This is a genomic window from Corynebacterium sp. HMSC062A03, from assembly GCF_001811145.1.
Lineage (GTDB): Bacteria > Actinomycetota > Actinomycetes > Mycobacteriales > Mycobacteriaceae > Corynebacterium > Corynebacterium aurimucosum.
Genome location: NZ_KV803690.1, coordinates 57,448 through 71,337, shown reverse-complemented (window position 1 = coordinate 71,337; position 13,890 = coordinate 57,448). Strand labels below are relative to the sequence as shown.

The following is a 13,890-nucleotide window of genomic DNA, read 5'->3' as shown; positions in this document are numbered from 1 at the left end:
ACCCACTAACCTGCTGTGGAGGCTCAGCCACCTTAGAATGAAGAGGATTCTATATATCTCATCATCGACCCCTCCACGAAGGATTTCCTCTCATCGTGACTATGCTCCCAGAATTTTTCACCACCCAGCACCAGCTGCGCCAAAAGGCAGTCTTGGACCAAGGAGCGGACTCCACGCTCTTCCTCGTGGAAGATCCTTCACATGACGAGCTGCTCGTGGAGATATACAACCCGGAGGACCGCGGTGTGCTCCGCCAGTCCGGCGTCGTGGGGCAACTACAGCACAGCGCCATCGCCCCCATCGTAGGTACGGGAACGATGAACAACGGTCAAGAATTCTTCGTGCGCCGCAGCCTGCCAGGTGAGCAGCTATCGAATTTCACTTCCTCTGGCATCGGCGCGCAGCACCTTTCCCGGGAGGAGGCCATCGCTGTCTTCGCCCCTTTGGCTGACGCCACCGATTTCCTGCTCCAGAAGGGCCGCAATAATTTCGCTCTCCGCGCGCTCAATCCGCGCCGCATCATCCTGACCAATAACCGCTCAAACGCCTTCTTCGCAGCAGTCGGCCCAGCCACGGGCTCCGAGGCCCCCACTGCAACAGCAAAGGAGGCAATCGACCGCCTCGCACAACTCCTCGCCGCCGCCTACCCTTCCTTCCGCGCAGCAGCCGCTTATACCTCGGCAGCCGCCGTCGTTGATTCTCTCCGAAATGCTGGCGCAGGGACCTCAAACGCCAGCATGACCGGCACCAACGCGGCTGGTATGAACAGGTCCGACACGGGTACGCCGCAGTGGCAACCGGAGCAGCAGCACGCTGCCGCCCCGCAGGGAGACTGGGGGACGCAGCCGCAACAACAGGTCCCCGCACCCGCCCCCGCGGAAGCCTCCAGAAAACGCGGGTCGACATCGAAGAACAAGGTCTTTGCTGGCCTCGGCGTGGGCCTTCTCCTCTTGGCCCTGATCGGCGGCCTGCTGTGGTTCTTCTTGGGACGCTCAGCGTGGTCTGAGGCGGAGCAGGCGCTTGTCGACGACCACCCGGGCCTCATCAGCTCCCGCCCCGGCGGGGAAGGTTTCGACGGCGCTACCTGCGAATCCCGCGAGCCGGAGGATGGTCAGGACGCGAAGATCACCTGCGTTGGTGACGGTGTGGGCTACTCCGTGGCGCGGTACGGGGACGTCGCCAAGCGCGATGCAGCTGCCCCAGCACAGGAACTATCCAACGGCCAGTGCACCGTGCACAGCTACGATGTTTCCGAATCCGAGCCAGTGTTCTATATGAGCGCCGAGGACTCCGCTGACGCCGTACTCGTATGGGGTGAGGACGCAGAGGAGCTTCGGCTGAACATGCCGCTGTGCTAATTCACGCGCTTGAGCAGCGGTGCAATCACCGCAATGGCAGTACCGGCTACGCCGGCGAAGAGGAAAGCCCAGTGCGTTCCCTGAGCCGTCGCTGCGGCCGGCCCCATCCCCGCGGCGGCGCCGGCCTGGGTGCCGCGCGTGAGGAAGACAACAAGGAAAGCAGTTCCCATCGCACCAGCCAGTTGCTGGAAGGTGTTCATGATGGCCGAGCCGTGCGAGTAGAGCTTCTCCGGAAGCGAGGACAGCGCGGTGGTCATCAGCGGCGTCATCATCAAACACATGCCGAGGGAGAAAACTACGTGCATGCCCACAACCATCCACACGGCTGAGTTCTCGCCCAAGGTAGCCAAGAGCCACAGGCTAGCCACCATAAACAGCGAGCCGGGAATCATAAGCGGGCGCGGACCATAGGAATCGAAGAGTCGGCCCACAACCGGGGAAAGAAATGCTTGGAGAATACCACCCGGCATCACCGCCAATCCCGTGGCAAAGGCGGTGACACCCAAGGTCGTTTGCAGGTAGATGGGCAAGACCGTGACCATTCCCAGCATGAGCCCAAAGGACAGGAGGAGGATGATCACCGCGAAAGTGAAATTGCGGACGCGGAAAGGACGCAGGTCCATCAAGGCGCGGTCCTCCAGTGCCAAGCGCTGCTGGCGACGGATAAATACGATGAGCGCGATGACGCCGACCACGGTAACGGCGATATCCACCCAGGCGCCGCCCTCCAGCATCTTTTCCATCGAGGACAGACCATAAATCAGCCCGCCAAACGCGAAGGCGGAAAGGACGACGGAGAGGCCATCGAGCGGAGTATCGCGGTTCTCACCCACATTGCGCAATCGCCAGAGCCCGAAGATGAGAATAAGGGCGACGAGCGGCAACATGGCCCAGAAGATGACGTGCCAGGTGAAGCGGTTCAGAATCGCCCCGCCAACTGTAGGCCCCAATGCCGGGGCAACCGAGATAACCACGGAGATGATGCCCATTACAGTGCCGCGGCGCTGCGCTGGGACCAGCGTCATGGCCACGGTCATCAACGTAGGAATCATCAGCGCGGTTCCACCGGCTTGCAAGATGCGGCCCAGGAGCAGAATGACGAAGCTCGGTGCAAGGGCCGCCACCACGGTGCCTACCAGGAAGAACCCTGCAGAAGCGAAGAAAATCTGACGCGTGGTGAGCCTCTCCAGCAGGAAGCCTGTGGTGGGGATAACGACGGCCATGGTGAGCATGAATCCCGTCAACAACCACTGTGCGCTCGTAGCGGGGATGCCATAGTCCGCCATAATGGCTGGTAGTGCGACGGACAGTGAAGTCTCGTTAAGAATCATGACCATCGCCCCCAGCACCAGGATGCTGAGGTTAATTATCACCTTCGAGGGAATGTCAGCGGACATGCAGCCAGCCACACCTTTCGACTTTTCATTTTCTGGCCCTAAGCACTGCTACTAAAGCTGGCAGTACTCAAGCGACAACACGTGAGCGATTTAGTGTATTCCCTAGGCGGCTGGGCATGGCACATGACCCGGAGCCGCAGGGTTCTCCACTCTCCCGCGGCTTGAGGTGTCTGACTGCGATACCTTAGGGCAGGGTTTCCATGTTGCGCGGCGTGATGACCACGACGCTGCCACCGCTGTCCAAGCTGCAGCCCAACAAACGGTTTTCTGGGGTATCCTCCCATAGTTTCGGCGCACCGTAGGCGCAGTGGCCCAGGTCCGTGGTGAGGTGGCCACGGTTTCCGCCCTCGCCTGCCTGCCAGTCATGGTTAGCGTATTCATCCAGCAGCGCCATGGCATCATCACAATTGGTGCCGTCTTCCTGAACGTAGACCAAGCCGGTGTCTTCTCCACGTGTGCCGCTTTCACCGCACACCGTTCCGGTGTTGGCGATGCCATTCGCATCTGGCTTCGCCGGGAAAGTATCGGAGTAGTACTGGCCATCGTCCTTGACGGTGAAGTGGTGCCCGTTCGCCTTGACCACAAACTCGTTGCCACTGAGTGCTTCAAAGGTTCCACCGTCAAAGCTCACGGTCTCGCCCTCGTTGAGCGTTGCAACTTCGGTCGGTGTATAGAACTCAATGGTCCACACCGGGAAGAAGCCGCGGTCGCTGAGGTAGCTCACCGCGTTTGACCTCCAGCTCTGCATGACCGGCCCCGGATAAATTGGCGGATCGGCAAATTCGACCTTGCAGTTCGGGGCATCGGCCTCTTCGTGGATGAGGCAGAGGACGCGCCCATCCGGGCTCTTGACCGCTGGGATGGGGTTCGGAATCGTCGCTAGGTTGCCACCCGCCATAAAGTCCTGCGGATCGCGTTCCTTCAGGCCGCCGGGTTTGTCTTTATCGGGCTTGGCGCTGCTCGACGCCGCGGCCTCGGTAGAGCTACTGGAGGCAGATTCAGAACTGGCGGAGCTGGCTGAGTTCTGTTGAAACTGTGGCTCATCGCCCGCCGGCTCGCTCGTCGAAGAACACGAAGCCGCGGCGCAGGCCATGAGGGAGGCAGAAAGGATAGAGAGAAGCTTCTTCATAACAATCATCGTCCCACGAATTATTGCTGCGCTAGTAGTTATATGTGTATTTCGGAACATCTGGGTGTTCAGCGTCGAGAAGAATGACCCGACCATTACCGGACAAGTCACCGCAGTGCAGACGGCGTGCATCCGGATCTGGCATGTCAATGTACTCCGGTTCTCGATAGGAGCACTTCCAGCCGTCAAGCTCCAGAATTCCGCGAGAATTCTGTTCTTTTATGTCCCACTCGTAGTTGAAGTACTTGTTCACGATGTCCATTGCAGTCGTGCAATTCGTCCCGTCTGTCTGCACAAAGACTTTCTCGCGGCCAAAATTGGTGTCGACCTCGCCGCAGATGGTGCCCACGGGCGCATAACCGTTGGAGTCCGGCTTCAGCGGATAAGTATCCGCCGAAAACTGGCCGCCGTCCTTCACCGTGAAATGATGGTCTTGGACCCGAACGGTGAATTCATCCGCGTTGGGGGCTTCAAAAACCACGCCGTCGATATCGACTTTCTCGCCTTCCTCCAGCTGCTGCGATGGAACCTGGTCCCCGGCATCCACCACGCCCTTGGGGAAGAAACCGGCACCTTCTTTATAGCTGACCATGTTTGCTTCCCATTGCGGGTTCTCGGGGTCGGGCAGGATGGGCGGGTTCTCGAAGCCAACGAAGCACCACGGCCCTTGAGAGCCCTCCGTCAGAGAACACGACACTCTGCCGTCTGGGCTCCTCACTCCCCAGGCAACCGTCGTCTCATACCTGAATCCGGTAGCGCGGAAGTCCTCAGCATCGCGTTCTTTTAGTCTGGAAGATTGAGAATCAAACTCCGGCTCATTATCTGTAGAATCGCTCGCTACCGCAGCACCGGATTCTTCCGAACCGCTCTCAGAGCCGGAGGTATCCACAACTTCGAATCGAGGAGTGTCCTCTATTCCTTCATCGAAGGAACAGGCAACCAATCCAGCGGCCACCATCGGGAGTGTGAGAAGAGAGAAAAACTTTTTCATGCTTTGCATTGTTCCACGCAGGCAGGCTTCACGCTGGGTGTTTCCTTGCTACGACAACTTAAAAGCCCTTAAAACAACAACGCACAAGCCTTCGGCTACGGGGCCGGTGGCTTGTGCGTTGAGGAGGAAAGCTAGCGCGGAGACTAGTGCTCAGGTTTCACGATGGGGAAGAGTACCGTCTCACGGATCCCCAGGCCGGTCAGAGCCATAAGCAGGCGGTCCATGCCCATACCAGCGCCCGCTGTCGGCGGCATGCCCTGCTCCATGGCGGCGAGGAAGTCCTCATCCAAAACCATGGCTTCTTCATCGCCGCCAGCAGCCAAGCGGGCCTGGTCCTCGAAGCGCTCACGCTGGATTACGGGATCCACCAGCTCCGAGTAGCCGGTGGCCAGCTCGAAGCCGCGCACGTAAAGGTCCCACTTCTCCGTCACGCCTGGCTGCGAGCGGTGCTGACGGGTCAGCGGGGAGGTCTCAACCGGGAAGTTCTTCACAAAGATTGGGCCCTCAAGCTGGTCCTCGCAGAGCACCTCCCAGATCTCCTCCACCAGTTTGCCGTGGCCCCAGCCGCCGTTCTTCGGGACGTCGAGCCCGATGACGTCAGCAATCGCCTTGAGCTCCTCGACGGTGGAGTCGATGGTGACCTCCGGCTGGCCGGGGAACTTGCGCTGCAGAGCCTCGTTGAGGGAGGGGTACATTTCAATCTCCGGCCACTCTTCGCCACCGAAGTCATACTCAGTACCATCAGCCAAGGTGACGGTGGTGGAACCGAAGACCGCGCGGGCCACAGACTGGATGGACTCGCGGATAGTGCGGGCACAGTCGTTGTAGTCACCCCACGCCTCGTAGGTCTCCAGCATGGCAAACTCCGGGGAGTGGGAGCGGTCAACGCCCTCGTTACGGAAGTTGCGGTTGATCTCAAAGACGCGGTCGATGCCGCCGACCACAGCGCGCTTCAGGAAGAGCTCCGGAGCGATGCGCAGGTAGAGGTCAATGTCCAGGGCATTGGAGTGGGTCACGAACGGGCGGGCCGCCGCACCACCGTGGAGGGTCTGCAACATCGGGGTTTCGATCTCCACGAAGCCCTCATCTTCCAGGTAGTTGCGCAGCGCACGCATGACCTTCACGCGGGTCATGGCATTCTTGCGGGCCTCCTCGCGCACGATGAGGTCGTTGTAGCGCTGGCGCACGCGAGTTTCCTCGTTCATGTCCGCGAAGGAAACCGGAAGCGGGCGCAGGGACTTCGCCGCCATGGTCCACGTGGAGGCCATAACGGAGAGCTCGCCACGGCGCGAGGAAATGACGCGACCCCGCACGGAGATGAAATCACCCAGGTCAACGTCAGACTTCCACGCGGCGAGGCGCTCCTCCCCTACCTCTGCCAGCGACAGCATGGCCTGCACTTGGGTGCCATCGCCATCTTGCAAGGTGGCAAAGCAAAGCTTGCCGGTATTGCGCATGAAGATAAGGCGGCCGGCGATGGCTACCTCGACGTCAGTCTCCTCACCCGCGCTGAGGTAGGTGACGCCCTCTTCCGCGGCCGGCTCTTCGCCCTCGGCAACGACCTGGAACTGCTGGCGGAGATCCCGCAAGGAGATCGTGCGGTCTACGGTCACCGGATAGGGCTCGGTGCCGGACTCCAACAGTCGGGCGCGCTTCTCGCGGCGAATGCGCAGCTGCTCGGGGACGTCAGTAACTTCAGTATTCTTCTTCTCGCTCACGGTTGTCTAGGGTAGTCGATCCCTATACGCTGGCGCGATCCCGGTTCACAGAGTGTTCATCTAGCGGTTAGACAGGATCAACCGCGCGGTCATCTCAACCGTATTAACTCATGACGTCCGTTGCGACACTTCGTTGCGACATCCCCTTGCGCAACCAACGATTTTCGATTTTTGGAGCATAACTTTCATGGCACTCAACGGCCGTAATCTCTTGGCTAACATGTTCACCTCGTCTCGTTCTTCTCTTACCTGCACCTACAAGTGCGGTAATGCCTGTTTCGGCGAATGCGAGAACACCTCCGATAACCCTTACTTCGGCGACCAGTTCTCCCGCCGTACCGCCTTGCGTGCCGGTGGCTTGGCCGTCGTCGCCGTTGGTGGTTCCTCCGCCCTGGCTGCGTGTGCCGCACCAGACGAAAAGGATGCTGCAGCTGGCGGCGGCTCCTCCGACAAGACCAGCGAGGTCAAGGGCTCTGACATCGAGCTCACCTCCGCCGAGGGCATGCACTTTGAAGCCGTAGAGGCCAATACCAAGGATGAGGTCGTCATCCCGAAGGGCTATGAGCAGTCCGTTCTGATTGCCTGGGGTGACCCGGTCATCGAGGGCGCACCGGAATTCGACGTCAACAACCAGACCGCCGCGGATGCGGAGAAGCAGTTCGGCTTCAACAATGACTTCGCCGGCCTCATCGAGCACCCGGATGACAAGAACCGCATGATCTACATGTGCTCGCATGAGTACACCACCGAGCCGATGATGTTCCCGGACTACGACCCGGAGAACCCCACCGAGGAGCAGGTAAAGATCGGCTGGGCCGGCCACGGCCACACCATCCTCGAGGTCTCCAAGGTGAAGGGCTCCGGCGAACTCAAGCGCGAATTCGGCCCGCTCAACCGCCGCATTACCGCCACCACCCCGTTCACTCTGGTGGGCCCCGCTAAGGGCACCGACCTGGTGAAGACCTCCGCCGACCCGAAGGGTGAGAAGGTCCTGGGTACCCTCAACAACTGCTCCGGTGGCGTGACCCCGTGGAACACCATGCTCTCCGGCGAAGAGAACTTCGACCAGTACTTCGCAGGCGGTGACGTCAAGGACGACAAGGCCGCTGAGTCTCTCAAGCGCTTCGGCATCAAGGAGGGCCCGTCCGACCGTAAGTGGGAGAAGTACGATGACCGCTTCGATGTAACCAAGGAGCCGAACGAGCCGAGCCGCTTTGGCTGGCTCGTGGAGATCAACCCGCTAGATCCGAACTCCACCCCGGTCAAGCACACCGCTGTGGGCCGCTACAAGCACGAGGCCGGCAACATCCACATCACCAAGGATGGCACCGTGGTCTGCTACTCCGGCGATGACTCCCGCTTCGAGTACGTCTACAAGTTCGTCTCCTCCAAGAAGTACAAGGAAGGCGACCTGGAGCACAACATGACCATCCTGGACCACGGCACCCTGTACGTGGCCAAGATGGAAGGAAACTCCCCGGAGAAGGAGATCGACGGCTCCGGTGTCCTGCCGGAGGACGGTGCTTTCGACGGCAGCGGCGAGTGGGTCAAGCTGCTGACCTCCGATACGGAGAACAACAAGTTCGAGTCCCACGTAGACGGTATGTCCGCCGAAGAGGTAGCCATCTTCACCCGTGAGGCCGCCGATAAGGTGGGCGCCACCAAGATGGACCGCCCAGAGGACGTTGAGGTTCACCCGGAGACCGAGAAGATATACATCGCACTGACCAACAACAAGTACCGCGGCGCCACCGGTGAGAACGCCAAGAAGAACAAGGAAGACGCCAAGGAATGGGCTCCGGTCAAGGAGAACAAGAACGGCCTGGTCATGGAGCTCGAGGATGACCACGCTGGCGAGAAGTTCACCTGGAACCTGTTCCTGGTCTGCGGTGACCCGCGTGAGGCCAGCACCTACTTCGGCGGCTTCGACAAGGAGAAGGTCTCCCCGATTTCCTGCCCGGATAACCTGGCCTTCGACAACCACGGCAACCTGTGGATCTCCACTGACGGCAACGCACTGGACTCCAACGACGGCCTTTACGCCGTGACCACCGAGGGCGAAACCCGCGGTGAGCTCAAGTGCTTCCTTACCGTTCCGGCGGGTGCGGAGACCTGTGGCCCTATCGTCGACGATGACCGCGTCATGGTCAACGTCCAGCACCCGGGCGAGGCTGACGACGCCACCTTTGAGAACGCCACCTCCCACTGGCCTGACGGCGGCAAGTCCACCCCGCGTCCGGCCGTGGTTGTGGTGTGGAAGAAGGACGGCAAGATCGGTTCTAAGTAAAGAACCTCCTCGGTGAGTAACGCCACCCACGCTACTCACCTGCTCGTCTTAGGACGAGCGCAGCTGGGCTTCGAGCACATCCTGCGCGAAGTCCCACAACGGGGTCTTTACCCCAGCTTTGGCGCCCATGCGTCGGATAGCTCCGACCTGGGCGTCAAGTTCGTTTGGTAGACCTTCTTTGATGTCGCGCTGCATGGAGGACGTGTTATCCGGGTGCTGCTGGCGGGCAAACTCCATGGTTTGCTCGACCACATTGTCAGGCAGGTCCACGCCAAGTGCACGTCCAACAGACTCGACTTCCCGCATGAAGGCCTCAAGCTGGCCGGGGATTTCCTGGCAAAGGTAGCCAATCGGTTTATCCACCAAGGCGCCCAGAGTGCCGGTAGGGGTAACGAACATGGCTTTCGACCAGACGTCGACAAGCGCTGCGTCGTGGAACTTGCTGGAGGCACCCGCCTCTTTCAGCGCGGCCGCCAGCTCCTCACCCGTACGGCGCAGTGACTCCGGCGCATCAGCACTCAGCGGACCAAAAGCCAAAGCCAAGGGCCCCGGATTGCGCTTGATCTGAGCCGGCCCCAGACGGGTGGCATAAACACGGGCAACCCCAGCAAGGATGTTTTCCTCCCCAAATTCCTCGGCCGCAAGGTACGGAATCTCGACCGAGTTGTGCGTGGTCACCACCGGGATACCCTGCAGGACCTCGCGGTCCTCCGCGCTGCCAAAGGTCTCATTGCCCGGCAGCGCCTTCGACGCGATAATCGCCACGTCCAGCCCACCCAAGACCTCCTTGACCTCAGTAAAGGATTGCGCAGCCGGTACCTTAATAACCTCGGTCGTGGTGGGTTCTGCGTGGGCGTCGATCAGCGTCACGCCCGTCTCCCCCAGCACCCGCAAGGTCTCGCCACGGGCGACGAAGGCGACGTCGTGGCCCGCTGCTTTCAGTTTTCCGCCAAAGTATCCGCCGATGGCGCCGGCTCCCAGAATTCCAATCTTCATGTCTCCAACCTAACTGGTGGAGACCTGCGCCACAGATTTTTATCCGCGCTGTTCTAAATTTCGGAAGCCAATTCCCAACGGCACGCCCGCGTTATCGATGAGCCGCACGCCGCCGATGGTGGCGGCGATAAAGAGGCGGGCATCGCCCTCTGCGGGTGGCTCCCCAAGGTCGCGCCCACGCAGCTCGACGTACTCCGGCTCCACGTTTGCTGCGGCCAACACTTCACGTGCCACGCGGACGACTTCCTCGGCCCCGGACTCCGCCGCGTACGCGCCGGCGGTAAGTGCCGCTGACAATGCGCTGGCTTGCTCGCGTGCTTCGGATGCCACGTCGGCATTGCGCAGGCTCATCACCACACCATCGGGCATGCGCACCGAGGGCACACCCTGCACACGCGCCCCGATGTGAAGGTCCGTAAAGGCCTGCTGGGTGGCCACGAGCAACTCGTAGTCCTTCTCCCCCATGAAAACATCACTGGGGCCAAGCGCACAGGTCAGCGCCACAATGCGGGTCAACTCCGCACTGACGTCTTCCATGCCGTGATCGGGTGCAAGGACCCGCGTGCGCTGGCTCTGCGTGCCATAGCGCCACACCACGTCGACGCCGTCGAGGGCGGTGATGTCAGTGTCGTCGTCAACGGCGACGACAACCACGCTTCCGCGCACGCCCTGTGCTGCCTGCACTAAGGCAAGGTGCCCGGCGTGAATATCGCGGCCCAGCGGTACGAGCACCACGCGCTTGCCCGTCTTGCGGTAGGCGCTGCCCACCATGCGGATGCGCTCAATGTCCTCCACTAGGAGTTGTTCGGCCACGGCGCTTCCTTTCTTACTGCCCACAGTTCCAATTCTTCAATCTTTTCCTGCTCGCCCACAATCCGGGCAACGTCGCGGTAGTTCCGCGCCATGCCGAGCTCCACCGCGGCGGGGTAGGCATCGATAATGTCATCGGCGTCGAGGTCGAAGGAGCTGCCCATAAAATGTTCGATAATCTCCGCTTTTATCGACGCCCACACGGTGAGTGCACGGAGCATTTCCGCGTAGAACAGCCGCGCGGCTCGCTCGGCACGTTGTGCCTCAGGCACCGTTTCTGCGGTCTGGTGAATCTCTGAGAGCAACAATCTAATGACGGTATCCGCCACCTCATCGAGAGCGCCCACCGCGTAGGAGTCGCCCAGGGGAGCTGCGGCAATCGTCAGACACCCGCGCGTTTCCAGCTCATCAAGGGCTTCCACCCCAACCAGCAATGAGGTGTGGATGACGATTTGCTTGGGACGCACGTGCTTTTCGACGTCCCCGACAGCCCCTTCCAGCTCCCTCGCCGTCGCGGCGAGAATCAGCGCATCGAAGCGGTCCAGCTGGGCGGGGTCCTCAAGCTTCTCAATGGTGTGGCCAGCCATCTCCAGACGGAGGGCGAAGTTAATGCCGGCTCGGGAATTACCCCAGACCGCCACCCGCATGCGTGGTGCCTGCATCTACTTCTTGGTGTCCTTGTTCTGCTGTTCCTTCCGGCGCTTGCTGCGCGCCATGAGCTCCGCCACGGAGACCGCGCCCTCACGGTGTTCATCGCTGCGGCGACGGCCACGGGTGCTGGGCTGTGCGCTGTCTGACTCCGGCTTGCGATGGCGGTGGTGCGGCTGTGCGGGGCCAGTATCCTCCTTGACGTGCTGCGCGCCCGCAGCACCCTGGTTCCACTGCACGGCCTGGAAGCTATCGGTTTTAAACTCCGGCGCCTTCGGCTGCGACTGAGTCTGAGGCTTCTGCTGCTGCGGCTTCTGCTCGGTGCGCGCCTGCTGCTTCTCTGCCTTTACCTGCGGCTTTTCGGCCTTCGGCTGGGGCTGCGGCTGCGGCGCCTGCGGCTTCTGCTGTGGTTCACCCATGGGGCGAAACGCCGGGGCACGGTTCTGCGACGGCTGTGGTGCACCGAAGGGAGATGGTGCTGGGCGGGTGCCCTGCTGATCTGCGGGCTGCTCGGCGGGTTTCGCAGCAGGCTGCTGGGCGTTGCCACGAGCATTATCCGCCAGCAGATTATCCAGCGGATTGCTCACCGGGTGGGTTGGCTGCGAACCGAGGCGGCCTGCCACGGCGTCGGCAGACGGCGCGCCACCGGACTTCTGGGTGAAGTTCACGTTGGGTGCATCGCCGCGCTCATCCACTCCTGCGCCGCCGGCCTTGCGCTCCAGCTCCTGGATGCGGCGAGCCTCCGCATACAGGGCGGCGGGCTCGTAGACCCACTCGCGCCCGGAGATCTCCTCGATTTGGGCGCGGATGGCTTCTAGCTCAGAGCGGATCTCCGCCAGGACCTGACTGTTGTCCGTAGTGGAAGCGCCGGAAGCGGTCAAAGTGGATGCAGCATGGGCGCGCTCTACTGCCAGAAGCTCCTTGGCCTCATGGGCCTGGCGGCGGTAGCGCACAACCAGGAAGAAGCCCAGCACCGCAGCCCACAGGGAGGCGAGCAAGGCGATCTTCAGCGCATTCGCCGAACCCGAAATCAGCATGACCAGGCTGGCGATGACCGCCAGAATGACCAAGACGATGAGCCCGATGGAACCAGCATCCGTCTTCGAACCGGTCTCAGAAGACTCCGCCGGCGTTGGTGGCTGAGAGTCCGGCTGCGCAGAAAATTGGGCCGTCGGATAATCGTCCGGGGCCGACTCGTGCTGGGGCTCAGGGGCGTGATGCGGGCTCGTCATGCCCACTAACTTACCGCTTGTGCCCCATCAGTTGGAGGTGGCACCTCGCAGTGTCGCTCCAGCACCACTCCGGCGACACACATCGCGGCACCACCCAGCGCAGAGGTCAGCACCCCAGCCAGGTCACCAGCCGCCGCGACGAGCTCACCCGCACGAGGCACCACGTAAACTGCCATGCCTGCATAGGCCCCGCCCACGATGGCGCCGGTCCACGCCGAGGCTTTGCCGACCAGCAAGAATTGCGCGATGGTCATGGGATTGAGCTGCGAGTTGTCCAGGCCGATGCCGTGCTCGTCCTCCTTGGCGCCGCGGACCTTAAGGGTCAACAGCACGCACACCAGCGCCATGGCCCACAGGGAAATCGACACCGTTGCCGGGATGGCCAGCATGGAGCCATAAAAGCGGGTGGTGAGGATGGCGGCCGCCGCGGCCACGAAAAGGGCCGTGCCGATGAGCGCGCCGATCGACGTCCTCGTCATTACTCCCCCAGTTCCTTCACCGCCGCGACCTCGTCCTCATCGAGGTCGGCGATGAGTTCGCGCACCGGGGTGCCGTTAAGCTGCGCGTGCTCATCCGCGGCCAGCCACGGCACGAGCACAAAGGCGCGCTCGTGGGCATAAGGGTGCGGCAGAGTAAGTTCCGGATCTTCGGAGGTCACGCCGTCTATCTGTACGATGTCCACGTCCAAGGTGCGCGGGCCCCAGTGCCGCACGCGCACACGCTCAGCGGCCTCCTCCAACTTCTGGCCGCGGCGCAGCAGCTCCAGCGGGGTGCAGTCCACGTCCACGATGAGCACCGCGTTGAGAAACTCATCCTGGTCAGTCACGCCCCACGGCGGGGTGGCATAGACCGGAGAGGCGGCGATGGTCTCATCGGCAAACTCATCAAAGACGGTCTGCAGCAGCGCGTGGCGATCCTCCATGTTGGAGCCGATGGACAGCACGGCGCGCATTAGCCTGCCATCCTCTTCCGGGAGCGGCGTGCTACGACGGCGACGTCGGCAAAGGTGCGTGGGATGGGTGCCTTCGGCTTGTGGATGGTCACCTCGATGGCGTGGAGAATCTCGAAGCGCCGCATGGCGGTCTCGGCGACTTCTTCAGCCACCGTCTCGATGAGGTCCCGGGAGGGGCCTTCGACGATGTCTGCGGTGACGTCGGCAAGCTCGGCGTAATTCACCGTGCGGGACAGGTCATCCTCGATGCCCGCGGTGTCCAACCAGCAGGTGACATCCACGATGAAGGGCTGTCCTGTCTTCTTCTCTTCCTCGAAGACTCCGTGGTAGCCAAAGCACTCCAGGCCGGTGAGCTCGATGCGATCCGCCATG

Annotated in this window: 13 protein-coding genes; 2 read left to right on the top strand and 11 right to left on the bottom strand. The window is 61.6% G+C overall.

Features of this window, described 5'->3' with window-relative positions:
- Positions 1 to 101 precede the first annotated feature (101 nt).
- On the top strand, positions 102 to 1,358 hold the full coding sequence (locus HMPREF2781_RS09265) for a serine/threonine protein kinase (RefSeq protein ID WP_070645558.1): 1,257 nt from the start codon (positions 102 to 104) through the stop codon (positions 1,356 to 1,358).
- On the opposite strand, the gene HMPREF2781_RS09260 is transcribed toward HMPREF2781_RS09265, so the two are convergent.
- The 4 genes from HMPREF2781_RS09260 to lysS form a co-directional block, all read right to left on the bottom strand.
- The gene (locus tag HMPREF2781_RS09260) at positions 1,355 to 2,755 is read right to left on the bottom strand and encodes an MDR family MFS transporter (protein ID WP_070645556.1); all 1,401 of its coding nucleotides are present in this window, start codon (positions 2,753 to 2,755) and stop codon (positions 1,355 to 1,357) included. The two genes, HMPREF2781_RS09265 and HMPREF2781_RS09260, sit on opposite strands and share 4 nt — an antisense overlap.
- Before the next feature lie 184 nt (positions 2,756 to 2,939).
- Positions 2,940 to 3,884 (bottom strand): hypothetical protein, encoded by a 945-nt coding sequence (locus tag HMPREF2781_RS09255; RefSeq protein WP_070645621.1) that lies wholly within the window; start codon positions 3,882 to 3,884, stop codon positions 2,940 to 2,942.
- A 31-nt stretch (positions 3,885 to 3,915) separates the two neighbouring features.
- A complete protein-coding gene (locus tag HMPREF2781_RS09250; protein WP_141750583.1) occupies positions 3,916 to 4,875 on the bottom strand; it encodes a hypothetical protein in 960 nt (319 codons plus the stop codon).
- 143 nt (positions 4,876 to 5,018) lie between these two features.
- Positions 5,019 to 6,593 (bottom strand): lysine--tRNA ligase, encoded by a 1,575-nt coding sequence (lysS, locus tag HMPREF2781_RS09245; RefSeq protein ID WP_070445913.1) that lies wholly within the window; start codon positions 6,591 to 6,593, stop codon positions 5,019 to 5,021.
- A gap of 187 nt (positions 6,594 to 6,780) precedes the next feature.
- Between lysS and HMPREF2781_RS09240 the strand changes: the two genes are divergently transcribed.
- On the top strand, positions 6,781 to 8,880 hold the full coding sequence (locus tag HMPREF2781_RS09240) for a PhoX family protein (RefSeq protein WP_070645551.1): 2,100 nt from the start codon (positions 6,781 to 6,783) through the stop codon (positions 8,878 to 8,880).
- A gap of 48 nt (positions 8,881 to 8,928) precedes the next feature.
- Here the strand turns inward: HMPREF2781_RS09240 and HMPREF2781_RS09235 are convergent, their stop codons facing one another.
- The 7 genes from HMPREF2781_RS09235 to folB are packed head-to-tail and all read right to left on the bottom strand — an operon-like array spanning position 8,929 to position 13,889.
- Positions 8,929 to 9,876, bottom strand: coding sequence for a 2-dehydropantoate 2-reductase (locus HMPREF2781_RS09235; protein WP_070645550.1), 948 nt, complete (start codon positions 9,874 to 9,876; stop codon positions 8,929 to 8,931).
- 39 nt (positions 9,877 to 9,915) lie between these two features.
- A complete protein-coding gene (locus HMPREF2781_RS09230; RefSeq protein ID WP_070645616.1) occupies positions 9,916 to 10,647 on the bottom strand; it encodes a pantoate--beta-alanine ligase in 732 nt (243 codons plus the stop codon).
- Between the two features lie 23 nt (positions 10,648 to 10,670).
- Positions 10,671 to 11,348 (bottom strand): Rossmann-fold NAD(P)-binding domain-containing protein, encoded by a 678-nt coding sequence (locus HMPREF2781_RS09225; protein ID WP_083308556.1) that lies wholly within the window; start codon positions 11,346 to 11,348, stop codon positions 10,671 to 10,673.
- Positions 11,349 to 12,566: a DUF6779 domain-containing protein gene (locus tag HMPREF2781_RS09220; protein ID WP_070645548.1), complete on the bottom strand. Its 1,218-nt coding sequence runs from the start codon at positions 12,564 to 12,566 to the stop codon at positions 11,349 to 11,351. It abuts the gene before it with no gap.
- Between the two features lie 5 nt (positions 12,567 to 12,571).
- Complete coding sequence (locus HMPREF2781_RS09215) at positions 12,572 to 13,045, bottom strand: DUF3180 domain-containing protein (RefSeq protein ID WP_070645546.1); 474 nt, start codon at positions 13,043 to 13,045, stop codon at positions 12,572 to 12,574.
- Positions 13,045 to 13,518, bottom strand: a complete 474-nt coding sequence (gene folK, locus HMPREF2781_RS09210) for a 2-amino-4-hydroxy-6-hydroxymethyldihydropteridine diphosphokinase (RefSeq protein WP_070645544.1) — start codon at positions 13,516 to 13,518, stop codon at positions 13,045 to 13,047. Before folK ends, HMPREF2781_RS09215 begins: the two co-directional genes overlap by 1 nt.
- Positions 13,518 to 13,889 (bottom strand): dihydroneopterin aldolase, encoded by a 372-nt coding sequence (folB, locus tag HMPREF2781_RS09205; RefSeq protein ID WP_070445894.1) that lies wholly within the window; start codon positions 13,887 to 13,889, stop codon positions 13,518 to 13,520. Before folB ends, folK begins: the two co-directional genes overlap by 1 nt.
- Between the last annotated feature and the right edge of the window lies 1 nt (position 13,890).